Origin of the sequence: Allocoleopsis sp., from assembly GCF_036703385.1 — a bacterium.
Classification (GTDB): domain Bacteria; phylum Cyanobacteriota; class Cyanobacteriia; order Cyanobacteriales; family Coleofasciculaceae; genus Allocoleopsis.
In genome coordinates, this window is sequence record NZ_DATNPA010000443.1 from 1 (window position 1) to 25,117 (window position 25,117).

Annotated in this window: 22 protein-coding genes and 1 pseudogene; 15 read left to right on the plus strand and 8 right to left on the minus strand. The window is 47.7% G+C overall.

Annotated features, from left to right (window positions below; all coding sequences use genetic code 11):
* Positions 1–336, plus strand: a 336-nt coding sequence (locus tag V6C93_RS21790) for a tetratricopeptide repeat protein (RefSeq protein WP_333478777.1), incomplete at its 5' end; no start/stop codon positions are given.
* A gap of 78 nt (positions 337–414) precedes the next feature.
* On the opposite strand, the gene V6C93_RS21795 is transcribed toward V6C93_RS21790, so the two are convergent.
* Both V6C93_RS21795 and V6C93_RS21800 read right to left on the minus strand, forming a co-directional pair.
* On the minus strand, positions 415–1,191 hold the full coding sequence (locus V6C93_RS21795) for a 2-phosphosulfolactate phosphatase (protein WP_333478778.1): 777 nt from the start codon (positions 1,189–1,191) through the stop codon (positions 415–417).
* 75 nt (positions 1,192–1,266) lie between these two features.
* Positions 1,267–2,457 carry a glycosyltransferase family 4 protein gene (locus V6C93_RS21800; protein ID WP_333478779.1) on the minus strand — a complete coding sequence of 397 codons (1,191 nt, stop codon included), beginning with the start codon at positions 2,455–2,457 and terminating at the stop codon, positions 1,267–1,269.
* A gap of 218 nt (positions 2,458–2,675) precedes the next feature.
* On the opposite strand from V6C93_RS21800, the gene V6C93_RS21805 reads away from it, so the two are divergent.
* The 7 genes from V6C93_RS21805 (at position 2,676) to V6C93_RS21835 (ending at position 9,105) form a co-directional block, all read left to right on the plus strand.
* Positions 2,676–3,026: a hypothetical protein gene (locus V6C93_RS21805; protein WP_333478780.1), complete on the plus strand. Its 351-nt coding sequence runs from the start codon at positions 2,676–2,678 to the stop codon at positions 3,024–3,026.
* Between the two features lie 621 nt (positions 3,027–3,647).
* Positions 3,648–4,154 (plus strand): hypothetical protein, encoded by a 507-nt coding sequence (locus V6C93_RS21810; protein ID WP_333478781.1) that lies wholly within the window; start codon positions 3,648–3,650, stop codon positions 4,152–4,154.
* 52 nt (positions 4,155–4,206) lie between these two features.
* Positions 4,207–4,425, plus strand: coding sequence for a hypothetical protein (locus tag V6C93_RS21815; protein WP_333478782.1), 219 nt, complete (start codon positions 4,207–4,209; stop codon positions 4,423–4,425).
* Between the two features lie 299 nt (positions 4,426–4,724).
* Entirely contained in the window at positions 4,725–6,062 is a 1,338-nt protein-coding gene (locus tag V6C93_RS21820; protein ID WP_349262793.1) for a Mur ligase family protein, read from the plus strand.
* Positions 6,063–6,096: 34 nt separating this feature from the next.
* Entirely contained in the window at positions 6,097–6,690 is a 594-nt protein-coding gene (locus V6C93_RS21825; RefSeq protein ID WP_333478784.1) for a Uma2 family endonuclease, read from the plus strand.
* Between the two features lie 138 nt (positions 6,691–6,828).
* Positions 6,829–7,623 (plus strand): type 1 glutamine amidotransferase, encoded by a 795-nt coding sequence (locus V6C93_RS21830; RefSeq protein ID WP_333478785.1) that lies wholly within the window; start codon positions 6,829–6,831, stop codon positions 7,621–7,623.
* Positions 7,624–8,142: 519 nt separating this feature from the next.
* The gene (locus V6C93_RS21835) at positions 8,143–9,105 is read left to right on the plus strand and encodes a hypothetical protein (RefSeq protein ID WP_333478786.1); all 963 of its coding nucleotides are present in this window, start codon (positions 8,143–8,145) and stop codon (positions 9,103–9,105) included.
* 819 nt (positions 9,106–9,924) lie between these two features.
* On the opposite strand, the gene V6C93_RS21840 is transcribed toward V6C93_RS21835, so the two are convergent.
* Complete coding sequence (locus V6C93_RS21840) at positions 9,925–12,072, minus strand: flavin-dependent dehydrogenase (RefSeq protein ID WP_333478787.1); 2,148 nt, start codon at positions 12,070–12,072, stop codon at positions 9,925–9,927.
* A gap of 160 nt (positions 12,073–12,232) precedes the next feature.
* Here V6C93_RS21840 and V6C93_RS21845 point away from each other — a divergent pair, with 160 nt between their 5' ends.
* Both V6C93_RS21845 and V6C93_RS21850 read left to right on the plus strand, forming a co-directional pair.
* Positions 12,233–12,481: a hypothetical protein gene (locus tag V6C93_RS21845; protein WP_333478788.1), complete on the plus strand. Its 249-nt coding sequence runs from the start codon at positions 12,233–12,235 to the stop codon at positions 12,479–12,481.
* A 2-nt stretch (positions 12,482–12,483) separates the two neighbouring features.
* Positions 12,484–12,780 carry a hypothetical protein gene (locus tag V6C93_RS21850; protein WP_333478789.1) on the plus strand — a complete coding sequence of 99 codons (297 nt, stop codon included), beginning with the start codon at positions 12,484–12,486 and terminating at the stop codon, positions 12,778–12,780.
* A 231-nt stretch (positions 12,781–13,011) separates the two neighbouring features.
* Here V6C93_RS21850 and V6C93_RS21855 read toward each other — a convergent pair whose 3' ends face one another.
* The 3 genes from V6C93_RS21855 to V6C93_RS21865 form a co-directional block, all read right to left on the minus strand.
* Entirely contained in the window at positions 13,012–14,550 is a 1,539-nt protein-coding gene (locus V6C93_RS21855; protein ID WP_333478790.1) for a glycosyltransferase, read from the minus strand.
* A gap of 44 nt (positions 14,551–14,594) precedes the next feature.
* Complete coding sequence (locus V6C93_RS21860) at positions 14,595–14,753, minus strand: hypothetical protein (protein WP_333478791.1); 159 nt, start codon at positions 14,751–14,753, stop codon at positions 14,595–14,597.
* A 271-nt stretch (positions 14,754–15,024) separates the two neighbouring features.
* The gene (locus V6C93_RS21865; protein WP_333478792.1) at positions 15,025–17,433 is read right to left on the minus strand and encodes an NACHT domain-containing NTPase; all 2,409 of its coding nucleotides are present in this window, start codon (positions 17,431–17,433) and stop codon (positions 15,025–15,027) included.
* Between the two features lie 143 nt (positions 17,434–17,576).
* Between V6C93_RS21865 and V6C93_RS21870 the strand changes: the two genes are divergently transcribed.
* Both V6C93_RS21870 and V6C93_RS21875 read left to right on the plus strand, forming a co-directional pair.
* Positions 17,577–17,807: a hypothetical protein gene (locus V6C93_RS21870; protein WP_333478793.1), complete on the plus strand. Its 231-nt coding sequence runs from the start codon at positions 17,577–17,579 to the stop codon at positions 17,805–17,807.
* A 125-nt stretch (positions 17,808–17,932) separates the two neighbouring features.
* A complete protein-coding gene (locus V6C93_RS21875; protein ID WP_333478794.1) occupies positions 17,933–18,487 on the plus strand; it encodes a hypothetical protein in 555 nt (184 codons plus the stop codon).
* A gap of 72 nt (positions 18,488–18,559) precedes the next feature.
* On the opposite strand, the gene V6C93_RS21880 is transcribed toward V6C93_RS21875, so the two are convergent.
* Complete coding sequence (locus V6C93_RS21880) at positions 18,560–19,285, minus strand: hypothetical protein (RefSeq protein ID WP_333478795.1); 726 nt, start codon at positions 19,283–19,285, stop codon at positions 18,560–18,562.
* 243 nt (positions 19,286–19,528) lie between these two features.
* On the opposite strand from V6C93_RS21880, the gene ispF reads away from it, so the two are divergent.
* Positions 19,529–20,008 (plus strand): 2-C-methyl-D-erythritol 2,4-cyclodiphosphate synthase, encoded by a 480-nt coding sequence (gene ispF, locus V6C93_RS21885; RefSeq protein ID WP_349262794.1) that lies wholly within the window; start codon positions 19,529–19,531, stop codon positions 20,006–20,008.
* 149 nt (positions 20,009–20,157) lie between these two features.
* On the opposite strand, the gene V6C93_RS21890 is transcribed toward ispF, so the two are convergent.
* Entirely contained in the window at positions 20,158–23,238 is a 3,081-nt protein-coding gene (locus V6C93_RS21890; protein WP_333478797.1) for a PAS domain S-box protein, read from the minus strand.
* A gap of 395 nt (positions 23,239–23,633) precedes the next feature.
* Here V6C93_RS21890 and trpD point away from each other — a divergent pair, with 395 nt between their 5' ends.
* Both trpD and V6C93_RS38395 read left to right on the plus strand, forming a co-directional pair.
* Positions 23,634–24,743 (plus strand): anthranilate phosphoribosyltransferase, encoded by a 1,110-nt coding sequence (gene trpD, locus V6C93_RS21895; RefSeq protein WP_349262795.1) that lies wholly within the window; start codon positions 23,634–23,636, stop codon positions 24,741–24,743.
* 140 nt (positions 24,744–24,883) lie between these two features.
* Positions 24,884–24,988, plus strand: a pseudogene (locus V6C93_RS38395) (RNA-guided endonuclease TnpB family protein); the annotation flags it as partial.
* Between the last annotated feature and the right edge of the window lie 129 nt (positions 24,989–25,117).

A 25,117-nucleotide genomic window follows, 5' to 3' on the forward strand; every position in this document is an offset into this window, starting at 1 on the left:
TATTTTCAGCAAAGCTTGAGCATTGCACGGGAAATTAATGATCGGGACTGTGAAACGATATCACTGACAAACCTAGGTAATGCTTACTATTTGCTGGGACAACAACAGCATCAACAAGCGATTCAGCACTATCAGCAGGCGATAGAAATTGCAGAACAAATCGGTGATTACCGCGCACAGGCAAATGCTTGGTTCAATTTAGGAAATGCTTTAGCGGGATTGCTAGCCAAATCAGAAGCCATTAAAGCTTACCAAAATGCTCGTACTCTCGTTCAAGCAATGGGACTGGATGAATATGTCCAACGAGCAAATGATGCGATTCAGCGTCTTTCCTGATGGTTTAGCTGTTGGCAAGGACTATGCGATCGCACAATCCCTACACACCGCCAAGCCAAAGCCTTCACTAGATTAGCCCTATATCCGAGCAAATTCTCCAGAAAATTTCTCAAAACACTCACCGCGCATCACAGGTACAGAATCGAGCAGATTCAATTGCAAGGCATACCGCACATCACCCTCAAATCCTGCCTCTCGCAATTCCCGCCCACTTCCACAATCCCAAATGATTTCCTCCAAATCGTTTTGAACAGACTGGAAAGCACCCTGACAAACACGGGCTTCAGGTGACTTTTCGTACTCCAAATACGATAAGATTGCCTCTGCACCCAGATAATCCTCAATGGCTACCCGCAGTTGCTCTTCCTCAGAAGGCATTAACCACTGTTCTCCACAGGCAATGATTGTCACTGATAAATCAGTAGTACTGAGAACCTGTGATACCGCATTAGCAACAGCTTCTGCATTCACCAATGCCCCAGCAAACAGGTAAGGAACTGCACGAGACAAGCGGCTACAAGTTGCCCCATTGGGAGAAGGAAGGACAATCTTCGTTCCCGACTCTAGCCCCAAGTAGGTTAGAGGCGATAGGGAAAAGCGCCCCTTTTGCGGTACATCTCTTCGATTGACAGCCGCTTCACCACCAATGCGCCGTGCAAAGGCAGCTGCATCCTCTGTTTTTCCACAGGGATATACCACACCACCTTGATGCACGGCACAGGCAACGGCTGTGGAAAAGCTAAGGGTATCCACAACAACGATAATGTCTCCTCGTTCTGCTGCCTGACGAGCACCTTGCTGTCCCCATTCGAGTTTACAGCGGTACCGATACTGGGAAAAGGGATTTGGGTTCATCTTTTCTTGTGCAATTGTTCAGGCAGCAGTCGGAATTAGAGACAAAAAACCGTTGTGCTGGAAGAGAATTAAAACTTAGAGCCAGACAACTTGCGATCGCTCTTTTACCACTTGCTCAAAAACTGCTTCCGTTTGCTGGGCAATTTTAGACCAACTGAAACGTCTCTCTAAATCTTCATACGCATTATCAATCAACCACTGAGCATAGCCAGGGTTCTTCAAGACTTCCAAAATCCCCCAAGCCAGGGAGTCAGGGTTGTTGGTGTAGGTGACAATCCCAGTCTTGGTATGCCGCACCACCTCCGGAAAACCACCAGTGTCAGAGACAACCACAGGGACACGAGCCGCAAAGCTCTCTAGGGCAACAATACCAAAGGGTTCGTAGAGACTGGGGAAAACCGCACAATCTGCGATCGTCTGGAACTTATCCAGGTTAGCATCGGACATGAAGCCCGTAAAATAGCATTTGTGACCAATCCCCAAATCCCACGCTTGCTTCTTCAAGTGGTCAGTGTTGCCACCACCGATAATCACAACCTTGGCATAGCCATGCATTTCCCACAGGACTTTCTGGGCAGCGCTAATTAGTACAGACACACCCTTTTCGTAAGTCATTCGACCCACATAGTAGAAGATTTTCTCCCCATCATCAGCAAAGCGACGGCGGAAGCTCCAGTGGTCAAATTCCGGGGTACGGTGTTTCTTTTCGGGTCGGACGCCGTTATAAATCACATCCATTTTGTCCCAAGGAGTATCTAAGGCGCGTTCTACTTCCCGCCGCATATAGTCAGTACAGACAATCACCCGCCAAGCATCATAGGCAAGCAGTTTTTCTTTGCCACAAATATAATGATGGGTTTCGTTGTAAAGACCGTTGTAACGACCAAATTCTGTGGCGTGGATGGTCGCCACCATCGGTATTTTAAAGTTATGCTTTAGTGCGATCGCTGCATCTCCCACTAGCCAATCATGGGCATGAATCAAATCAAAAGGCCCTTCTTCTAGAAGAAGTTTGCCTCCATGAAGCCCCATGCTGTCATTCAAATTCACAATCCAGTGAAAGAAGTCATGACTGGGAGCAACCGGTACTCGATGGATATGAACACCATCCACAACTTCATAAAGCGGCGCTTCTCCGAACTCCACAGTAATTAAGTGGACTTCATGCCCTAATTTAACGATTTCTGGATATAACTCCGCCACATGGCGAGCAATTCCCCCTACAATCCGGGGCGGAAATTCCCAGGCCAGTACCAATATCTTCATTGCTTCCCCAATTCCCTATACTTTACACAGGTCTACAAACTGACATATTTCTCAAATTTTATTGAATAGATGCAATTGTACTCAGCTGGCTGAAAAAAATCTTTTTGGAGTATTGACAAAAAGTCCCAAGTAAAATCCCACAGATGAATCCGGGGAACTCTTGGGATGTGACCCTTAATTTTTCCGGTGCGGCATTGCAAAGAAGGGAATAAATCACTATGAGTATTCTTTGCCGCCCAGTCTCTCTTGCCGAACTTACTACCAGCGCCCGTGCTCATCGACGCCGCTGGCAGATGGGAATTGAAGCAGCCATAATAACACACCAAGGCAAAACACTGGGGTTTATCGTCCCCCTAGAAATTTTTAACAGCTTATCTACTGAATCTGTTTGTAGGATGCCCCTGCCAGACTTACAACCTTGGCTCTTTCAAAATCGCCAAGGGTGGCTTGAAGGCATCATGGACGGACTCACACTAACTTGGCACACCAGAGAAGTACTGGGCTTTGTCCATCCACGCCACAGTATCCAGTTACCATTATCCGTGATTCAATTAGCCAAAAAGTTTTAGGGCAGCCACAGGGGCACTGCTCCTACAGGATATGGTCATTGTGATGATTACTGAATCGGTGTTTGACAGTGTCCCCGCCCCAGTCTCCAGAGAAAATAAGGGGTGTCCGTCTCCCCTCAGTCTGGAGCGCCTCGTAATGGTGTATTCCCTTTCAGGGGACATCTACTATGTTCCTTCATTACCGCCCAGCAGTAACTCGCTGGGTTTTTTTATGGGGACTGCTTGCGTGGAATTCAACCCATGTTAAAGGCTGGTTGTGAAAAAAATATGAAAATAGCGTAGCGGAAGGCAGAGGCTGACTAACTCTCCTCAAGGCAGAGATGTCTCGACGGCAACTCGATGAATACTTCAAGCTTCTATCTCCGAGATTATGCGGAATTCGATACTGGGTTTCCTGCTCATCTCGCCAAATTTTTCAGTGTTTTCCCGGTATCGCTGAAAGGTCTACTCAGTTTATAACTAATTTAACTAAACACATGCCCTTCCCGCTGGCTTGAAGACAGAAGACAGCGGGCTTTATTTTCTATTCCAGGCACCCTGAAATACTCAAGAGTAGGAGAGAGGTTTTCCACATCTCGTGAAAAGTAAGATGCAAAGTATGTGAATCTTTCGGAAAACTTTATGTCCGCCTATCTTTCATTCAGACTTATACTTGGATTATTACTGCTGAACGTTGTTCAAATTGCTGTCTCTATTCCGACAACAGCACAACCCTTGACATGGGAACCCGCTAGAAGAAATTCCAATGTTAGTGAGATAACAACTGTTAAACCCACCCTTTTCATAGCTCAACAGTCTCGCACACGCCGTATCCAGTTTGTACGCGGTGCTAGCTCAGTGGTAGTAGAAGATGCTGTAGTGCGAGGTACTAGAGATACTTATCTGGTGGGTGCTAAAGTCGGTCAGAAAATAACAGTCAGCATCACGTCTGTAGAAAATAACGCTGTTTTTGACATTGTTTCTCCCAAGCAAAAGCTTATCAAGCAAGAGGTAACTAGCTGGAGTACTAAATTGTCCGCCACAGGTGACTATCGCATCGTCGTCGGTGGAACTCGTGGGAACGCTACGTACAAGCTGCGGGTTGAAACTCAAGTAAAACAGTTAATAACTAGGTTGCCCTTGTGCTGAAAGCTATGACATGGGATTTTGGCGATCGCTCTTAACAAAGTGAGATTTCACGATGAATCAGACCAAAGACTCTGACGAAGATAACCTATTCCCCGTACATCATCACGGCGCTCATGCAGAATTCACCTCTGAGGAGATTGAAGAAATTTTACACTTTGCCGATACACATGGGATACATGGTGTAAATGAAGCTCGACTCATTGCGTTTGTTCGGGATGTCCGGGAAGCTCATCTAAGAAGAACACGAAGCAAAAGAGAGCCTATGCCTTAGCTCAGTCAAATACAATCGACTCAGGAATGAGATGGAGCAGACTGGTTGCTCAGTATATTTTGAACAAACCACTCCAGACACAGAGAACGCTGAGGGAGAAAGAAAAGGAGAGAGATGAGTTGACTCTTTCACTGCTATTGGAACGGTTTCCTCGGCGGTATGCCAATCATGACGCATGACTAGCTGATTGGCGTGATGTCCGGTACAATGCTGACGAGCAATGCGTAGAACGGGAAATAGCCCTATTAACCCTAAACGTGTAGAGGCTGTTTTGCCGATTCAGGAGTGTGGATTTGAGCATATCAGTTGTTGATCGATTACGGCTTGGAGTATCTGTCGGGGTCTCAAAAACAGTTACATCTCTGGTACGTTCGTTACGTTTGGGAGCCGCGAGTGTGTTGCCAGGGGAGGTGGCTCGTCGTCTCCAGCCGAAGGCGCTACCGCTACTGTTTCAACAAGTCAGGCGAGGGGTAATTCTCGTTGTTGGCACGAATGGTAAAACGACGACTTCTCTACTCCTGAGTACCATTCTTGAGGCTCAGGGTTGGCGAGTTGCGCACAATACGACAGGTGCGAATTTGATTAATGGCTTGGTGACAACACTACTGGAAAATACCAATTTATTGGGTCAGCTAGACGCGGACTATGCCATTTTGGAGGTAGATGAGAATATCCTGCCTCTGCTCTTACGCGATTGTCAGCCTCAGTTCATTTTGGGTTTAAACTTGTTTCGCGACCAGCTTGATCGCTACGGGGAAGTCGATACCATTAGCCGCCGCTGGCAAGAAGCGATCGCACCGCTACCAACCGACACCAGAGTTATTTTAAACGCTGATGACCCCACCCTCTCTCATCTCGGTCAGCAGCTACCCCAAAAGGTATTGTTCTTTGGTTTGAGTGAACCTGACCTATATCTGGATGAAATTCCCCATGCCGTAGACTCGATTTATTGTCCCAGTTGTGGACATCCCTTAGATTATGAGGGCGTTTATCTCTCCCATTTAGGAGATTATCGCTGTCCTAGCTGTGGGTTTACTAAGAGTCAGCTAGCGGTAGATAGTCAGGAATGGCCTCAAATTCTGATTGGCGTTTACAACAAATACAACACCCTAGCGGCGGGATTAGTGGCGCGAGAGATGGGAATTGATACCGCCGCCATCTACGGCACGATTAAAAACTTCCGTGCCGCGTTTGGACGTGCGGAAGAATTGGATGTGAACGGGAAGCATGTGCGGATTTTGTTATCCAAGAATCCGGTAGGGATGAATGAAACCATCCGCGCCGTGAGTGACATCCAAAAACAGGGTGGCGCATCAACCAAGCTATTGATACTGAATGACCGCACACCCGATGGTACGGATGTATCCTGGATTTGGGATGTGGATACCGAGAAGTTGGTGGAATTAGGGGGAACAATTATTGTCAGTGGCGATCGCGTTTATGATATGGCACTACGCCTACGCTACAGCCAAACGGAAGGGGACAATAACTTGCGACTCGTTGTCAAAGAAGATTTGCAGGAAGCGATCGCTACAGCCTTGGAACTCACCCCAGCCAATGAAACCCTCCATATTCTGCCCACTTACTCCGCCATGCTGGAAGTCAGAGGCTTGCTGACGGGTCGGAAGATTTTGTGATAGGAGATGAAGAAAGTTATTCAGAGGAATTGTGATGGTTCAATTACTCGATCAACCAATTCCAGATCAACGCATCATCCAATCTGGACGGACTTGGCAACAGTTCAAGCTGATTCAGGAAGGTTTTGCTAATTCTCCTGGGATTAAGCTCTTTTATTACAATGGGACGATTGAAATTCTGATGCCGGGACGCGAACATGAGATGTTTAGCGCAGTCATCGCGTTGTTATTGGGAATCTTCTTGGTCGAAAAGGATATCGAATTTGAACCAACCGGTTCAATGGATCAGCAGAAAGAAGGAGAAGCCTTCATTCAAGCCGATCAGTCTTACTGTATTGGAGCATCGAAACCGATTCCTGACCTATCCATTGAGGTCATCGTTACCAGCGGCGGCATTAACAAGCTGGCACGGTACAAAGCCTTGGGCGTTCCTGAAGTTTGGTTTTGGGAGGATGGGATTTTCAACATCTACCGCTTACGGGCAGAGGGCTACCAGCGCATTACTCGTAGTGAGATTCCTGAACTAATAGATTTTGACTTCAATCTTCTGACTCGCTGTGTACTAATGGCACAAACCTCCAGGTTAGAAGCCGCCAAAGCGTTCCGTCATGCCATACAGCAAATGTGAGGCAGAAAGCAGGACAATGGAGGGCAAAATCAGCAATCCAAATATAAAACAGCTAGACTCGCCATTACCAAAGAATGGTTAAACTACTCTGAGGCAATCAGGTGAGCTTGTAAGAATTAGAGAGATTAACTAAAGGCGATGAATCCCGAACAAATGGAATTGACAATCGGTTGGCTGTACCCCACCCTAATGAGTACTTACGGCGATCGCGGGAATGTCATCTGCCTCAAACAACGTGGTCAATGGCGAGGCATTAACATCCAAGTGGTGTCCCTTGACCAGCAAACTCCTGCTGAGGCGATGCATCAGGTCGATATCTTCATGGGTGGGGGTGCCCAAGACCGACAGCAGGAAATCGTCATGCGTGATTTGCGCGGGATTAAAGCGGAAACACTGCGTGAGAAACTGGAAGCAGGAACACCGGGCGTATTTACCTGCGGTGCCCCCCAACTCTTGGGTCACTACTATGAACCCGCGCTGGGGCAACGGATTGAGGGATTGGGTTTGTTAGATTTTGTCAGTAAACATCCTGGCCCCGATGCTCGCCGTTGTATTGGTAATGTGGTATTTGAGCTAACCGCTTCCCCCTTAGCCCAAGAGTTAGAGTTGATGCTAGGGACAAAGCCTGTGGTGATTGGCTTTGAAAATCATGGGGGTCGTACCTATCTAGGGAACGTCGAACCCTTGGGTCGCGTCGTAAAAGGATACGGGAATAATGGGGAAGATGGCATGGAAGGGGCATTCTATCGAAATGCGATCGCAACTTATTCTCACGGCCCCCTATTGCCCAAGAATCCGTTTGTTGCCGATTGGCTAATTCAGACGGCACTCAGGCAAAAGTATCAAACGCCTGTGTCTTTAAAGCCACTTGATGATACTCTAGCCATGCAGGCACGGGACGCGATGTTTAAACGCCTTGCGCTTCTCACCTAAGTCCAATGGCACTGACTTAAGCGCTCTCCTGCGGAATTTGCCCCCTAAATCCCCCAATTTTGGGGGACTTTGAACTCTTGCTCCCTCAGAATTGGGGGTTGGGGGGCGGATCGACTCGTTAAGTCAGTGACATTCCACCTAAGTCGAATGGCACTGACTTAAGAACTCCTCTACCTCACCAACCCACCCTTGTACACCAGAGCTTTAGTGAGGAGGTCTCTAGGTAGGCACTCCGTCCCCCAGTGGGGATTTGGGGGAACCCCCCAAGCTTGCTTTTTCCAAGAAACGACCCCTTTTCGCATAAATCAGTGACATTCCATCTAAGTCAAGAAGCCTTGCACTTTTCAAGGTAACAGCAAAGCCGCTAAACTACGGAAACGGTAGTTGCTGACAAAACGCAGCTTTTGGGTATCAGCCGCAGGGTCACCACCTCAAATTTCATGCCTCTACAAATGATTGAGCGCAATCTTTGCCATGATTAAGTATGGTTTGCCATAACGTAAATTCGCAACCAGGGCTATGACCGGAAAAGAAATCGATAGTAGTGCCACTGGCCTTCTTGTTCTCATCCTCCCCATTGCATTTTTAATCGTCCTGCTGTTCAAGGCTTGGCCTGTACTGCTGGCGTTGTTGCTTCTGAGTATTACTCTAAGGATTTGGCAGCAATACCAATGGCAGCAGTGGAGCAATCGGGTCAATCCCTACTTCAATCAGTTAATTAAAGAAAACCAAGGTTGCCTGACCGCACTAGACTTGTCAATAAAGGCCAACCTATCAGGTTCAGCAGCACGGCTATTTCTGGATAAAAAAGCCGAAGAATTTGGTGCTCAGCGCCGAGAGTACGAAGGTAAGGGTACGGTGTATTACTTTCTGACAGTAAGCTCTCTCGGCAGCCTCTTGGAGGAGAGCGAACCCCCACCTGAGCTAGAAGATGAAGATGAAGAGGATATTGCTACTCTCACCGCAGCATTACCAGCCTCAGAACTGATTGAAACGCTGACAAAGAAAGATTCACATTTTTCTCATTCTCACGGTGAGTCTTCTATCCGTGACCGACAAGAGCTTCCTGAACTCCCCATCGCAGAAGAATCTGTTTCACCTGTTGAAGTAACCACGACAGATCAGGTTGAAGCCGAGGCAGAAGAATCCGTCCCATCTGTTGAAATATCCACAACAGATCAGGTTGAAGCCAAGCTCGAACCTTTGAAACCACCGCAGTCCGAACCGACTGAATTACTCAAGGAAAATGAGTACTTATACCAAGATGCACCAACTCAAAACCAGGAAGTTTATAAAGCTCTAATCCAAGCCGAACTAGCAAAGCGGCTGGACGTTCATTCCAGTACGGTTGGGAAACGCAAATCGGATGAAGACTTCCCGGAATGGAGCCAAAGTCGAGACCCAGAAGGAATTGCTTGGGGATACAACCCAGAGACTAAAGAGTTTGTACCACTGGAAAAGATTCCAGAATTAGAGCTATAAAGAGCGCCTGTCTATTCAAGGCAGATCTAAGAGTTGTGCAAACAGTTCAGGATAACAACGAAGCTAGAAGCCTGTTCTAAATTAGCGGGTATAACTCTCAAGAAACACAAGCAATTATTGAGGATAGAGTAGGTTTTTTTGTCAGGTTATCGATGTATTTACTCTCGTTAATCCCTCGCACCTGCCCCTACAGCACTCTCATCGGTGTTTCTTCCATGTTTTGTAAAATTTCAAACGGAAGTTCCCCCATATAGATGAACTAAACAAGGGTGAAAAGCTGGCACAACGGTAACTAGAGCCATTTGTCAAAGGGGAACTTACGTTTGATTGGGCGTGGTAGTTCATTTTTTGATCAGTTAGATCGCACGTATTTGGAACTTGTGGCTTCTAGAGTTAGTGAGCGCATATCATATAGCGAGAACACCTCGATAATTTCCAGGTGCGCTTATTTGTAGATACAAAATCTGGTAATTTCTATTTAAATAGCAATTCTCCTGCTATTGATAAGGGAAGCCCTGACAAGAATTATGCCGACCCTGATGGAACGCGAAATGACATAGGAGCTTTTCCTTATAGGGCAGAACGAAACCTTTGGTGAAAAACGAACTTTCCGCCCCAATTTTGATGTAGGGAGTTTCAGAAAATAATTAACAGGCGGGTGAAAATAAATACAACGTAGGTAGGGCGGGTTTTGAACATAAGATATGGGTTCCTATCAGACATGAGCCCTCAACCCGCCTCTACAAACCCCTAGCCTCAAAGAGGAACTTTGGGTTCAAACTTTGGTTTACACCTTTTATCAGCGATTTCACTTTTTATTTAGTTCAAGCGGGATAGTTCCTTTAACTCCTCCCGATTTACGCTAACATCCTCACGCTTAGTTCTATCGGAGCGCCCCATGCCAGCCGTCAAAGCGTAACTTTGAGCCAAGAGTCGTAGCCACAGTGCCGGATTTTGTTTTTCAATCCAAGGCTGTAGACGCCGAACCAAGCTGGGAAACCAACCCCTGAATAACCCACTTACTAAGGCGTATGCCGTAAAACTTAGGTAACTGCCTAGCCAGCGAAAGATATCCCTGGCACCCGCCATCTGCCAAATCCAGGGTAAGAGGGCAGGATTTCGTCTTGCAGCCTTCAGAGCCAGCCGATTGAAGGTTAACCAGTCAAAGCGGTCTTTAATGAAATCATCGGCGACTTGGGGGGGTTCGTCAGCCAACAGCCCGAAGAAGGTATTCAGCATGGCGTTGACCCGCTGGGGCGGGAAATGACGACCGGTGGGCACCATCATGCCCTTAGAAAACAGCCAGGTGACGGAAACGTTGCTTTGATAGGCGCGAATCTGGTTTAAATCCCTAGCGCTCAGCAAATCATGCTGCAATGCTGTGTCCAAAAGGTTAGTTAAGCGAGAAAGGTTACGGACAAGAGAGCCAAAGCCCGTGAAAATGAGGGGAGACTGGAGGGAGGCAGCGTCGCCCAGAGCAATGAGTCGATCAAATGCTACAGTGCGATCGCGACTGCCTACACTAAAATGACCTGGAATATAACCAAATGTTGGTTTCTTCCACACTAGCTTTTCCACATCACATCGGCGGTACTCTGGCAGAATGGTGAAAAAATCTTCATACATCTCCAGCAAGGAACCGGGATTCTCAGGATTCACCTGATGGTAATGGAACAAATAGATCGTTAGTTCCTCATCAGCACCAGGAAACAACTCCCAAATCAGCTGACGCCCCCGTGAGATGTCCCCATGACTATTGAGAACGTCGCCGTAATCGGAATCCCAGACTTCAGGCTCAAATCCCTTGGCAATCACCGCCCCTACGGTTGGGCAGACACTATCGAACGCGCGACCTCCATTGAGCTGCCATGCGATCGGTGAAGCAGTTCCCATTGCATCTACCAACAAACGTGCCGTAGCTTGTTTATTTGTTTGGGTAGGTAGGTGTTGCAGAGTAACCACAGCTCGCTCCGGTTCAATATCTGCCCGAATAAACTCTGTCTCATCCCAGATCTCTCCCCCAGCGTTCTTGAGCTTTTCGCCACACAGCCGCAGCAGTTTCTCAGAATCAACCGCCACATTAAGTACAGTTGGCGTATGTAGGATTGCTGCTTTCAGATGCGGCGGATTGTTACCATCAAAGAACTTATTGAACCCATCAATGTATTCTCTGGCAATCAAGCCTTCAAACTCAGCCGGGGTAAATAAACCCAAATCGATTAAGCTTTGGAACTCGTCGCGGGAAATATTCCACTCCCGGTTCATCCGCCCAAACGGTAACCGCTCAATGAGCAGCACTCGATAGCCGAGCTGTGCCATGACTGCGGCATGAATCACACCCAAGGCACCACCAATATAGATAATGTCGTAAGTGGGGGTTGAAGGTTGAAGGTTTGTAGGTTGAAGGTTATATTCCGAACTTTCAACATTCAACCTTTCAACGTTCAACCTCTTAAATACCACCTGCTTGGGCTGCTGGGGATTACGGACACCTTCGCGCCACCGCTTCTCCCACCAGTAGACGCGGTTGAGGTCATATTCCCCATTGGGCATTTTCTGGAAGAAGTGTACTGTCTTCGGATAGTCAGAAGCCAACGCATTAAAGATTGATTGTTTGGATAAATCAATCAGGGGGGGTTCAGGATAGTGATAGGGGAATTGACGACGCACAGCGGCTTCAAGCTGTTGCAGAATTTTTCGTTCGCCGGGAATGGGCAAGGTTCCCCAACGAAAGGCTTTGAGGTATGTGGTTCGCTGTACTGACCATACAAATATGGAGATTTCCGGAATTGTACTGCCATCTGCTGTAGGGGTTTGATTGTCGGGTAGTACTTTGTTAAATTTCAGACGGATACCGTCAGGGGTGATAATCTTATCCCCAAGCTCGTGTTGCCAGTCCTGCTTTAACCAGGCGCAAACGGTATCTGTAGCCGATTTAGGTATTTCTACGTAGAAAAGTTCTTTCATCGTGGTGATTTCAGTGACTAATTAATTCCGAAGGAAGACGGAGGTCAGAAGGAGGCAAAATACGCTAAGCTTCCGAATACCGAATTTATTTAAGATTAGAAAAAAAACTTTACATATTTCTCATTTTTGTTAAATTAAAGGGTGCCATTGTTAACTAGCCATGAATTATCCCATCCCAGCTAACCCACAAGAAGTTGTTGCCCTGCGTCAAAAGCCCGTCGATGAAGAATTAGTGGCGGCTGCGATCGCAGGAGTGGTTCAGATTGCACGCCAACAGGGTCAGTCCCTTGACGAATTAACCGCCGAAGTTCTAGCCGAAGATGGTTGGCTCGATCCGGCGCAAAGGCGCTGGCTCAGTGACATTGTTAAGCAAGCCTGGGAAAGTCTGCCATCAGTTAAACTATCTTAATAATGCCTAAGCTGAGCAAAGAACTGATTTTAGCGTTGCCCAAATGGGCGCGAGAACATCTGTTGCCAGTGTTGTTGACTATTCGATCCGCTGGCTTCTTGTTCGCTGTCTTAGCACTTTGGTTATTTGCCACACTGGCGTATGGAATCCTCGCGAAAGAAAGCTTTACATTTGATCAGCAAATTTTACTGACTCTCAGGGAACTGCATAGACCGCTCTTGGCTGTAGTCATGCTGGGTCTGACTTACATCGGGCAGCCTATCGTTTTATTGAGTATTAGTACTGGGTTGGGAATTTGATTACTCAGGCTAGGGGAGCGATCACAAGCAACGGTTCTCATAATTGCCGCCGTTGGAGCAACGGCGTTAAACATTTTACTAAAACATCTATTTGGGCGATCGCGCCCCATGCTATGGAAACGGATAGTTGATGTGTGTCAATACAGTTTCCCCAGCGGTCATGCCATGATGTCAATAGCGAGAAGCTCCCGTTATAGCGCAAGCTTAACGGGAGAGAACGTCACCAACAGGCTATGCACAAGTTCTGTGTTCTTCTATGGGTGCCATCTGGCTAGAACCGAAGTAAAGGCCACTCAATTCTTCCAAAGAAACATCCGTCTGCGGTTGGGGATGGCGGAAGTAGGGATGGAGGGGGAGGAGTTCAGAAGGCCGACGTGCCGCAGGTGCAGCCACAATTTGCTCGATTACGGCTAGGTAATGCTTGGCGGTACACTCCCAGGTATACTCCGATAGGACACGCTGCTGACCATTTTCTTGTAACTGCTCCCACAGTTGAGTGTCACAGATAACTTGCTCTAGTCCATTGGCAATATCAGCGGGCTTCTCTGGGTCAACCAGCACAGCAGATTCTTCATCTCCCTCTCCCAGGCTTTCGCTCAAGCCCCCGTTCTGCGTACCCACCACAGGCAGACCTGCCGCCGCCGCTTCCAAGGGGCCAAGACCAAAAGGCTCGTAGAAGGATGTTAAGGCGAACACTGATCGCCGACGGCTCATCAAGCGATAGGTTGCTGCCAAGGCAGGTTGATCAGGTAAGCCAAAGGCGCTGATTTTACCCCACAAGTCGTTTTCTTTTACCACCTCACGGATGGGGACTAAGACCTCTTGTTCGGTTCGGTCGTCGCTGGCTTCCTCATGCAGGGGATTGTCTAGTCCCGGCGTAATCAGCAGCAGATTTGCCCGTTCCTGTAACGTCTGACTCAGGGCGAAAGCTTGCACCAGACCCAATATATTCTTCTTGGGAGCTAATCGGCTGCTTGCCAAGATCACAGGCAAATCCCGCCTATCCTCAGTAATATCCCGTGCTAATCGCTCTATTACTAGCTGATACGTAGCGTCCTCATTGTGGGAACGAGCTTCGGAACCGAAGATTAATGAGTCTACTCCCGGCGCAATGACAGCAAAGCGAGATTTGTTGAAAACGTCTACCGCCCCCCGATAGGCGATATGAGAGTACTGTTCAAAGCGTTCTTGTCGCGTGCTGGTGATGTTAACTGCCGAGCGATTCATACTCAGGCGTTCGGCAATGAGGCGGCGACCAAAATGCAGTTGCTCGTCCATCTCTGCCAGATTCTCTGGGGTGACTTGCCGTTGATCCATCTTCTGAGCACCGAGGGAATGACCGGTGAAGGTGAAGGGTACACCGGTTTCATCTTCAATTAAAACGCCGCATACTCCTCCATCACCATAGTGGGTGGTCATGGCGTCGGGTAAGCCACCCTGCTCTCGATAAAATTTCAGGATGTTGGGCACCCAGTCAGTGACTAGATGAGGCCATAGCAATTCTTTGCAGAGGAATTCTTTGGGTCCAGCAGGCAAGCGAATGATGCGAACATTATCCACGCCGGGATAAGTATCAAATGAAGCGGCAAACTCAGGCCAGTCGGGATCGATGATTTGGCGTGTGATAATATCTATTTGATGACCCTTTTTAGCCATTTCTAGAGCCAGTTGCTTGACGTAGGTCAGCTGACCACCGAAATCGGCATGTTCTGATAGGTGACTATCGCCGGAGTCGAAGTTGCCTTGAGGGTTAAGAAATCCAATATGCATTGCTTGATTCCTAATACGACTTCATTTGAGTTGAGGCTTTTGGCTCAAGACAGCACTAGAATGGCTTGGCGAGTATATCCTGACCCGCAAAGACCTGTGCGATAGCGAAGCGCTGCTGCGTTCGCCCTACAGCCCTTCGGGCATCCTTCGGCAGGCGTTGCCGAAGCGTCGCGCAGATCGCATACAATTTCACAAGAGTTCACAAGAGAGCGATCGGCGGATTGCAGCAGGGCAACGCTCTCGCTATCAAAAAATATCTCAGAACACGATTCTGTGTTCCTTGAGGAATTCGCTCACCTGGATCGAGGCATTTTCCTAATGCTTAGGTTAATCGTTACCGGAACTAACTCACCTGTACCGAATGATATAAAGCGATCGCCCTGCTAACCCGAAGCAGCTATAGCTTCGGATGTACAAGTCTCAAGAGCCGCCGACTGGAGGTAAGTGCGCGATCGGGTAGCAGTTTTACCCTCGCTATAATTGGTACATTGGCAATAACAACTTCTCTTCTATCTCTTGCTGCACTTTCGGTGTCATCTGACTCGTACTTTTGAGACACTCCACTAGCAACTTGTTGGCATTGTTATATTGCTCTAACAACAGCTGCGCCGCTTCGCTCAAGTGCCATTCATGACCGATATTGCGCTGCTCAATCATCAGCGTTCTTAATTGAGATGCCCAAGATTGACCATTCAGTTTCCACCATTGCTTAAGACTTTCTAAGTCTTGTTCTGGGTTAGGTAACTGATTCTTTAGTTGCCGGAGTAAGTCACTTATTGGTTTAGTCCTGATTAAGTGATCAAGGTCAAGGGCAAGGTGAAGGGCTGTAAGTCGGTTATGGATTAAGTCTAGCGTTAGAGTTTGGGTAACCGCCAAAGCGTGAATCAGAGCTAAATCCAGAGCGAGTTCACCCTCCACTTCATTCGCAATGCTGCGATCAATCGCCAATGCTAAAGCCTGATCGCGAGCAAGCCGATGTTCCGTAGGAAGAGCAAGGGTTAAGTAGAAGGCACGAACAGCAGCAGGTTTATAGGGTGTTTTTACTTCCAAGGATTTCTGCATCACCCAGTTGAGGAGGAGTTGCAATGTTTCCCTTGCCGTCAGGCTGTCGGGAGCTAGGTTCGCCGCTGATGCACCCGTCGGCTCTAACCGCTCACTTCGCTCTGTCGCTAGCACCGTGCTAACCAGGATTTGTGGCGCAGATACTAAGGCATCGACTTGTTGCTTCATTAGCTGCAACAGTTCATCGGCATCGAGCAACATCTGTGCTGTCAGTAAATATACTTCCCGCCAGCGTTTTTCTGTCAGATGCCTCACCAACTGTTGCAGTGATAGATGAGTGCCAGCAACAATAGCTCTCGCCGTAAAATACTCTTGAAACGTCAGATGAGAGAATGAATAAATTCCCCGTGCTCGCTCTACCAATAGTCCATGCTGCGCCTCGATCGCCTTGAGGACAACAGCACTATCGAGTTCTAGGGCAGACTCATCAATCTGAGCGGGCAATAATGTGCGTAAATAATCGGCAATTAGGTGCTGGAGGGTATTTTCTTCAAAGAAATATTCTCCTTTGGAAAAGCTAATGGCGGCTAGCTGACTGAGTAACTGAAGCTTGTGGGGCAAGGATAAATTCCGATAAATCTCATCTCGCTTAATACCCCTAGCTTCATCCCAGCGAATTAAGAGTAAGTCAAGTCCTTGTTTATAAAGGTCAGAGCGTCTGAGGGGGAAATCCGCCTTGGCTTGGAACACCAGGCAGCTGAGATTGAGCAAGACCGGTGTTGTCGCTAGTTCTCTGATTTGCTGATTTTCTGGAAGCGCCAGCTGTTCGAGAAATAGGGATGCTTTTTGCAGTCCAGATTTCGGTGAGTTCCTCGCAACCGCCACAAACCATTTTTTGGCGAAGGCTTCAATTTGCAGGGGTTTAAAGTCCGCTATTTCAACCTCGGTAAATCCTCGAAATCTGTACTCTTGAGCCGCAATTCGGCAAGTGATAACGAGCTGATTTTTGTAATACTTGTCAGAGAGCTTACGAATGTGTTTAATCACCTCATTACTGGCTGCTTCAGGTACCTCATCCAAGCCGTCCAGCAAAATCAAAAGTCTGCCTTGAGAGAGTAGGGTTTCAACTTCTTGCTCAGCGACTTCCGAACGGTAAAAGTCTTGATTAATATAGTCCAATAAGCTGATATCTCCTTCGTCGAGAGCATCTTCCGCGAAGTTCTTCAGCACAATGAATACGGGGATAAGATGGGCTTGAAAATGGCCTTGATTGCACTGAACAGCAAGATATTGTAAGAAAGTGGTTTTACCGGCTCCGGGTTTACCGAGTACCATCAGCTTGGTGTATCGCTCAACCGCTTTCAGCCCTGCTACTCCTTCGGCACGAACCTTACCCAAGTTTAGGCGATCGAATTCTTCCGGTTGAAAGCCTTGCAAATCAGAAATTTCTATCCATCGTTGGCTCGTAATTTCTTCAAGAATATTGACATCTACATAAAGATCTTCTATCTCAACGGGTCGTGCAATATCCAGTAAGCGAAGGGTGCCACACTGGTCTTGAATTTGGTCGTAGCGTTCTTGCCGTACCTTGGTCACTAAAACGTCAAGTTCGCTCTGGCTTTCTTGAATTTTTGGGTCTACTTCTGATTCAACATCAGGCGGTATAGCGGCAATCTCTTCAAAGTTCAGGTCTAGTCGAAAGCAAATTTCGCTAAAGACATTGCGAGCGATGGGTTTACCGGAAAAAAATTTCCAGATGGGTTGGCGAGTTTCTAAGCCAACTTCCGCAGCCAGATATTCCTGCGTCCATCCCTTGCGCAGAAAAGCTTGTTTCGCTTTTTTGATGCCCTCTGGTGATGCCTGAAGCGATCGCCTTGCCATAAACTCATTCCAAACCCTTTTTTCATTATGCGTTTGCCGTCAACGTATACGTAAAGTCACACACCAGCGCAAACGCGATCGCAAACATCTGACCCTCATACTGATTTTAAGAAAGCTTCAAACGCCACCTCTAACGTTTACCTATGAACCCTCGGACTCTGAAAATTCTATTGGAAGCGATCGCTGTTACTGCCTGCATCTTTGTCGCCGTCGGGCAACAGTCTGAAACTCGAATCACTTCTACAGCAACAAGGAATACATTCCAAAAAGGCTTAAATAGGGATCAGACGTTACTGGTTGGACAAACCCCAACTACGTTTTGTGAAAAAGCATTTACAACTGATTGTGGCACAGATGAGATCGTTGAGGAGTAACCCCAAGAAAGAAACTTGCCACCTATCAAGGGATAGAGGTGATATCAGCACCTGTTATGTCAGCTTAGTCTTGTCAGGGGCATTGATCGAATGCACAACTGTGAAAAAAGTTGAGGTTCAGTCTCATGCTTCAAGCCTGTTTACAGCAGTCCTGGCCTCAGGATAAACCGATTGCCCAAATCGTTTTTCCTCAATTCATACCCAGCAGCCTTGGGAATTTAGCAGCGCAATGGGTGATGTTACCAAAGCAGGATATTCTACATCATCTATATAGCAAGCCCTTCAAGCAATTTTTCTTTATCGAGTCGCCCTACCCCCTGTTGCTCTGGATTACAGCACTTCATAACCCGGAGCATGGTACTCAGTGGCTTCCTTGTTATTTGGACTTAAAAGACCCAAAAAGCCTGGAGATTGCTCAACGTCTAGCCAAAATGAGCTACTACCGACTGCTGCTGTTTTGCACCGAGGAACCCCAACGCTGTGCCCAAGTCATGACAGCAACTCTCAGCTCCAGCCAATGCCAACGTTTACAAGAATGGAGTGACAAAAGTCAGGCCATTCAGCCACAAGGCCGGCCTGTTGAAAGCAGGCAGTTACTTAAGGTTGAGTTTGAAAAGCTAAAATCTGAATTTCCAGGACAGCGTGAGTGCAATAATCCGAATCTTGCATGGGCGATTTAGAGCGGATTGGCTTGAAATCTTCAACCTTAACGGCTTGCTGCTTCTTGTTTCTGGTGCCTGGAATGTCCAGCCTTACCCAAGGTAGTCCACTGGCACAAACCTCAATGGCTGGCCTCTGCCCCCGATACCCTCCCAAGACCAGGCCAGACCATCAGGGTCACGTTGGCGACTCCATTGAGCAAAGTTTTCCTTGTCCCCCTGTTTGCGCTGTTTCTCGATCGCCTTATCAGAGCAACCGAGGCGCTTGGCAAGACCTGACTGTGTGAGAGGGACGGCGAGCTGTTGTGGGGTTGGCAGTTCTGGTATCGATTGGCGATCGGTGTTGATATCTCTCGATTCAGCCAGAGATTCTTCTGTGATTGATTCGCTATCATCGAGATACTCTAGTGCTGATATCGAGCTAACAGCGTATCCGATATCTCCAACGCCTTCGAGGTCGGCAAGTCTTACATTGAGGTCTTGGAGCGTCAGCGCAATTGAATTGACGTCGCTTTCTACCCTCTCCAGTCGCTCAGTAAAATGCGATATCGCGAGCGACATCTCCGCAATATCAACAGCCGTACCTTCGCCATCTTGCTCGGATTCGATTCTATCCAGCCGTTCGGTGAGTCTTGATATCGCTTCCGAAACACTCTCAGTTTCGCTATCACTACCGCGCTCAATATTCGCTATCAGTTTAGTCACGCCTTCTAGGACGGCTTGGGTGCGTCCCTGTCGGTGAAGTCGCACTAACTCCCTTACACCGTCGATTAAAGGCGCAGGTACGCGAATCATGACACTTTTTGGGTCATCAGGCATAGCTAATATCGAAGACTTCGCTGGGTGATCTCAGCATAGGGTGAAACTCCATAAAAACTGAGCTATTCGCAATAGAGTAAACTATTAGTCAATAAATGTCTTACTCAGCAAGGTGTTCATTGCTCTTACCCACCTATCACAATTGTTTTGGATCGTATTCCATAAAACCGCTCTTTGTTGAGTATAGACTTTGGAAGGTTCGGCAGTAATGCACTTCGTGTAGAGTCGGTTAATAGCCAGAAAATGAATATTCGCATTGGCAACGGTTACGATATCCATAAACTAGTTACAGGACGTCCATTGATTTTGGGTGGCGTGGAGATTGCTCACGAGGTGGGGTTGCTCGGTCACAGTGATGCCGACGTTTTAACCCACGCCATCATGGACGCCATGCTGGGCGCGTTGAGTTTAGGGGATATTGGTCATTACTTCCCCCCAACAGATCCCAAGTGGGCAGGAGCAGATAGTTTGGTTTTATTGAGTCAGGTCAATCAATTGGTACTCTCGGCAGGCTGGCGAATTGGGAATATTGATTCTGTGGTGGTAGCAGAGCGCCCGAAGCTAAAACCCCACCTGAAGGCTATGCGCGATCGCCTCAGCTCTACACTAGAATTAAAACCCGACCAAATCAGCATCAAGGCAACCACAAATGAGAAGTTAGGGCCAGTGGGACGAGAAGAAGGAATTGCTGCCTATGCAGTAACGTTACTGGTGGGTAGTTAAGCTGAGTTTATTGCTCATAAAGATTGTCATCTTTTCATAGTTATCTTGCAAAGGATAACTGAGAAAACTCGCATAAATACTTGTCAAGGCCGCTAACTTGTGGTAGGTCAGAATGTTCATATTTCAATACAAAATTTGTGTCTTGGAGCCTAGATCTTTTTACTTTGTCTCTGCTGAGGTTTGCTGGGGATTTCTATTACAAACTCAGCGCCTTGTCCGGGTGTTGAATTACACCGCAGATAACCTCTGTGTTTCTCAACAATGATCTGGTAGCTGATGGCTAACCCCAAACCTGTTCCTTTACCCACCGCCTTGGTGGTAAAAAATGGGTCAAATAGCTGCTGCTGTGTCTGTAGCGTCATTCCAATCCCATTATCGGCGATACGAATAAAGACGTGAGTAGGCGAAATAGTAGCGGAGTGAATGGATGAACGGAGATTTGGGGAGGACGTGAGGGGGGGTGGGAAGCCATTGGCTGGAGAATGCCCCGTGTCTTCTTCCCCTTCTCTTCTCTCCTCCTCGATGATACCCGTGGTAATCGTGATAGTTGGTGGGGGATAAGTGACGGCTTCCTCCTGAGTACTATCCGCCTCTGAAGACTGACGTCTGCTTTTTTCATCTAAAGCATCGATCGCATTCGTCAGCAGATTCATAAATACCTGATTCAGCTGTCCCGGATAACATTCCACTAAGGGTAAGTCCCCATACTCTTTAATCACTGAGATAGCGGCGTAACCAGGCTTTCCTTTGAGCCGATTTTGGAGAATCATCAAGGTACTCTCAAGCCCTGAGTGAATGTCTACCTCTTTGCTTTCCGACTCATCTAAGCGGGAGAATGTCCGTAGCGATCGCACGATCTCCCGAATCCGATCTGCACCTATCTTCATCGACTCCTGAAGTTGGCTAAGGTCGGTAACCAGGAAATCCAAGTCAATGGCTTCTATATGCTCTTGAATCATCCGTAGAGGCTGAGGATAGGCAGCACGATAAAGTTCCACTAAACTCAAGAGGTCTTGAAAATACGATTGAGCATGGATTAGATTCCCGTAAATGAAGTTAACTGGATTGTTAATTTCGTGAGCAACACCCGCAACCAGCTGACCCAGACTCGACATTTTTTCGCTTTGAATCAATTGAGCTTGGGTACTTTGTAACTTGCGCAGGGTTTGTTGCAATTGTGTCGCTTTTTCTTGAGCTTCCTGAGTTGCCCTGCGACTAGCGGCATAAAGCTCAGCCTGTTTAATCGCGATCAGAAGTTGAGCCTTTACCGCTTGCAGAAGTTCCAATTCCCAATCTGTCCAAGGTCGAGCCTCTTGAGTTTGAATACAGTTGATCACACCGATCGTCCCTGAGGGCGTCTGCATGGGCAGAGACAACACGGAGTTACAGCTGAGGGAACGAATAAACGATTGAAAAATTGGCTCGCTAACCGCCTCGACATCATCGATCCGGAGAATTTCCAGATTCAGCAATTGTTGATGGAGCGGCCCCATCAGATCGACTGGATAGCGACCCGTGCCAGGGGGACAATCAAGAGTTCGAGCTTCCTTAACAACTTCCCAATAGGAGCGACGCTCATCAGCATGATACCAAGCAAACTGGCAGCGATCAATTTGCAGCAAGTGGCGGATTTCCCGGACGGCGGTTTCGAGAATCGTGTTCAAGTCAAGAGATCTGCGAATTTGATGAGACAGGCGATTCAGCAGTTCTTCCCGCTGCGCTCGCTGTCGTAACTTGGCTTCCGAGTCTCGCAGGGCAGCTTCAGCTGCTTTACGGGCACTGATGTCTTGGACAACACACAGGAAGTACTGGGGAAGGACGCTAGTACGTCCCGCTACGCTATTGCCTTGGAGGGTATACACCAGCGACGCGGTAATTTCTACCCAAATCGACTCGCCATCTTGGCGAAGGCAGCGCTTTTCCAGGGAGTAGGTTTCAATTTCACCAATTAAGAGCGATCGCCAATACTTCTGATTGACCGACCGATCATCCGGATGGGTAACGTCTTGGAGTGTTCGTTCTAGCAACTCCTCACGGGTATAGCCAACAATATCACAAAACTTTTGGTTAACTCGGACAAAGGAGCCGTCTAGTTCGGCATGAGTAATGCCAACAGCGGCTTGCTCAAAGGTGGCACGAAACCGTTCTTCACTCTCACGTAAGGCTGCCCCAATTTGTTTACGCTTGGTGATATCAATAAAGGAAGCGACTGCTGCATAGGGAGTGGTTTCGTTAGGGCGAAACAGGGGTTGTGAATTGAGACTGAGCCAAGTTAGGGTGCTGTCAGGTCTGTAAATGCCGATGATTACATCGGTAAAACACTGCCCAGTCCGCAGCGTCAAATTGAGCGGATGTTCTTCCCTAGGGATCGGCTCACCGTCTTCTGTAACGATCAGGCCGTGTGAGTCAATCAGCGTCCGTCCCATCAGCTGCTCTACCGATACACCTAGGATGCGTTCGGCAGCCGCATTACAGGTGCGAATGATTCCATTGGCATCTTGTAGAATAATTCCCTCTGCCATTGCCGCAATCAAAGAGCGATACCGTTCTTCTGATTCCTGCTGCAACGCTTGTGCCTGTTGGCGCTCTGTAATCTCCTGTTGTAGCTGCTTGAGCGTATTCGAGAGAGAGGCTGTGCCCCAAATTCCTTGTGTAGCTGTTTCTCTGAGCCGACAATAAGCCTTTGCGCTTTCGTAACTGGCTTTTTCAGGGATGGATTGACTCTCTAGGAACTCGGTGAACATCATAATTCCACCAATTTCACCGTTATGGGTTCGCCAAGGCTGGATTTCCCACTTAACTCTTTGCCGAGAGCCGTCAGGTTTGATGAAATAATCTGAGTCGCTTCGCTGACTTTGCCCAGCTAAGCACAAGGCAAAAATTTCCCGCCATCGGTCAAGGGGGTGAAGGGATGTAGGGATAAGCGGAGCTTTTGTGATAGGGTAACGGGATGGTTTCTGAGGGTGTACCGGTGACCTGAGCGTTTTAGAAAAAGTAGAAGGGGAAACGAATGCTTTTCTGCGCTCAGCAAAAAGCAGTGGAAATACTGTGTAATGTTCGCAACCAACAATGTCTTGGTTCTCCAGAGCATAATCTGTCAGCCACCGACGCGATGTGAGCAAGTAGCGCAGTTCGCGATCGAGCATCGCTACAGCGGCAGGCGTGTGTTCTATAAACGCAGAATATAACTCTAAATTAGCTAAGACAGCTGGTTGACCTTCTGGGTGCATTCATCAAACGCTCAATTGTAGACAATTTAGCCCTGAATATTTATTTCATTGGAGGAATTAGGGTAAAATATCACATCTGCTCAGAGTTTTATAGTTAAAATTTAATTTTAATAAAAAACCTGAAACGCTATACTAATGAGTCAATTAGCTATTAAAGAATGTATAAAGTTCAAAAACCCATCCTTTGAGAAACTTGATCTGTAAAAGATTACTACATTGAGTCATCAGTTCATAAAATTAATTAGTAACTTTAATATCTCTGAAGAAAGAATTAATTGAGCTTGCTGCTCATCTAGAAAATAGGTTGAGATTTAATTTTATTCTCTACTAATAGGAAAATAGGTTGAAGGTTAAAGGTTAGGAGAGTTAAGCATCAAATCATGACTGACTTATCTATGAGTGACTCCGCTTCGGCGATCACAAATCGGTACGAAGTAGCGTCCAGCGCCAAAAATACTAGTAATTGGTCAACGCTACTGCAACAGCTCCTCGATCAGCAATCTTTATCCAGGGAACAGGCATCACATCTGATGCAGGGATGGCTCAATGAAAGAATTCCAGAGGTTTTATCGGGTGCGATTCTCGCCACCATCCAAGCTAAAGGGGTGTCAGCAGAAGAACTAGCAGGGATGGCTCAGGTTTTACAATCTCAATCATTACAGAAAATCGCGATCAAACACGAAACCCCAGTCATTGATACCTGTGGTACGGGTGGGGATGGAGCCTCAACGTTTAATATCTCTACAGCTGTAGCCTTTGTCGCCGCTGCTGCGGGTGTTCGGGTTGCTAAGCACGGGAATCGCTCGGCTTCTAGCAAAGTGGGTTCAGCGGATGTCTTGGAAGCACTGGGCGTTAACTTATCAGCCGAGACACAGAAGGTTCACGCCGCCCTGGATGAAGTGGGCATAACGTTTTTGTTTGCGCGGGGTTGGCACCCAGCGTTAAAGGTGGTGGCACCCCTGCGGCAAACCCTGAAGGTGCGGACAGTATTTAACCTGTTGGGGCCTCTCGTCAATCCGTTGCGTCCTACGGGTCAAATCATTGGGGTGTGTGACCCGTATCTGGTGACAACCATTGCTCATGCTTTACGCCAGATGGGCACCCCAAATGCGATCGCACTGCATGGACGGGAAAAACTTGATGAGGCAGGATTGGCAGACGAAACGGACTTGGCATTACTATCCAATGGTGAGGTACGACTCTCAACCCTCAATCCTCAACAGGTAGGCTTAACACCAGCGCCCACAGGCGCACTACGAGGGGGGGGTGTAGAGGAAAATGCCACGATTTTGCGCAATGTCTTACAGGGGAAAGGAACACCCGCACAGCAGGATGCTGTGGCGTTGAATGCCTCATTAGCCCTTCAGGTAGGCGGCGTTATCCCAATGGAAGACCATAAGGCTGGCATAGAGATCGCGAGGAATGTCATGCTAAGCGGTGCCGCTTGGTCCAAGCTAGAGCAGTTAGTACAGTTTTTAGCTGAAACAGCAGAAGCCCCACGCTGAATTTAGAGGGGGATTTATCGAGGCGCAACCGAGTACCCCCAATAAATCAGCGTGGGACGGCGCGTAAAGCGGCGAAGTAATTCGCCGCATGCTGCCTTATGAATGCGCGGCTGACGTAGGCACGGAGTCAGCCAATAGATGTAGAGGAAACTCATCCTTGGTACGGCGAAATCTATTCGCAAGTTCTTCAGGATGTAGTCAAGCGAGTCAAGGTAACGTTTGACCGTTTCTTGAAAGCCTCCAACTAGCGCGGTACAGGGCGCAAGTTATAGATGAAAGAAACACAAAAGTCATCATCAGCGAGCGGCAGCGATTGCCTACCACCACTACCACCAAAGGAAATGTAGTTTCCAATCAGGCTGGAGATATCTCAG

Bases quoted from the DNA above. Each gene is read 5' to 3' on its own strand.
- V6C93_RS21890 (WP_333478797.1), bottom strand. From the start codon at position 23,238: ATGCACCCAGAAGGTCAACCAGCTGTCTTAGCTAATTTAGAGTTATAT.
- V6C93_RS21880 (WP_333478795.1), bottom strand. From the start codon at position 19,285: ATGCCTGATGACCCAAAAAGTGTCATGATTCGCGTACCTGCGCCTTTA.
- V6C93_RS21865 (WP_333478792.1), bottom strand. From the start codon at position 17,433: ATGGCAAGGCGATCGCTTCAGGCATCACCAGAGGGCATCAAAAAAGCG.
- V6C93_RS21805 (WP_333478780.1), top strand. From the start codon at position 2,676: ATGAGTATTCTTTGCCGCCCAGTCTCTCTTGCCGAACTTACTACCAGC.
- V6C93_RS21875 (WP_333478794.1), top strand. From the start codon at position 17,933: ATGCTTCAAGCCTGTTTACAGCAGTCCTGGCCTCAGGATAAACCGATT.
- V6C93_RS21855 (WP_333478790.1), bottom strand. From the start codon at position 14,550: ATGCATATTGGATTTCTTAACCCTCAAGGCAACTTCGACTCCGGCGAT.
- V6C93_RS21815 (WP_333478782.1), top strand. From the start codon at position 4,207: ATGAATCAGACCAAAGACTCTGACGAAGATAACCTATTCCCCGTACAT.
- V6C93_RS21850 (WP_333478789.1), top strand. From the start codon at position 12,484: ATGCCTAAGCTGAGCAAAGAACTGATTTTAGCGTTGCCCAAATGGGCG.
- V6C93_RS21870 (WP_333478793.1), top strand. From the start codon at position 17,577: ATGAACCCTCGGACTCTGAAAATTCTATTGGAAGCGATCGCTGTTACT.
- V6C93_RS21795 (WP_333478778.1), bottom strand. From the start codon at position 1,191: ATGAACCCAAATCCCTTTTCCCAGTATCGGTACCGCTGTAAACTCGAA.
- V6C93_RS21800 (WP_333478779.1), bottom strand. From the start codon at position 2,457: ATGAAGATATTGGTACTGGCCTGGGAATTTCCGCCCCGGATTGTAGGG.
- V6C93_RS21830 (WP_333478785.1), top strand. From the start codon at position 6,829: ATGAATCCCGAACAAATGGAATTGACAATCGGTTGGCTGTACCCCACC.
- V6C93_RS21840 (WP_333478787.1), bottom strand. From the start codon at position 12,072: ATGAAAGAACTTTTCTACGTAGAAATACCTAAATCGGCTACAGATACC.
- V6C93_RS21825 (WP_333478784.1), top strand. From the start codon at position 6,097: ATGGTTCAATTACTCGATCAACCAATTCCAGATCAACGCATCATCCAA.
- trpD (WP_349262795.1), top strand. From the start codon at position 23,634: ATGAGTGACTCCGCTTCGGCGATCACAAATCGGTACGAAGTAGCGTCC.
- V6C93_RS21845 (WP_333478788.1), top strand. From the start codon at position 12,233: ATGAATTATCCCATCCCAGCTAACCCACAAGAAGTTGTTGCCCTGCGT.
- V6C93_RS21835 (WP_333478786.1), top strand. From the start codon at position 8,143: ATGACCGGAAAAGAAATCGATAGTAGTGCCACTGGCCTTCTTGTTCTC.
- V6C93_RS21810 (WP_333478781.1), top strand. From the start codon at position 3,648: ATGTCCGCCTATCTTTCATTCAGACTTATACTTGGATTATTACTGCTG.
- ispF (WP_349262794.1), top strand. From the start codon at position 19,529: ATGAATATTCGCATTGGCAACGGTTACGATATCCATAAACTAGTTACA.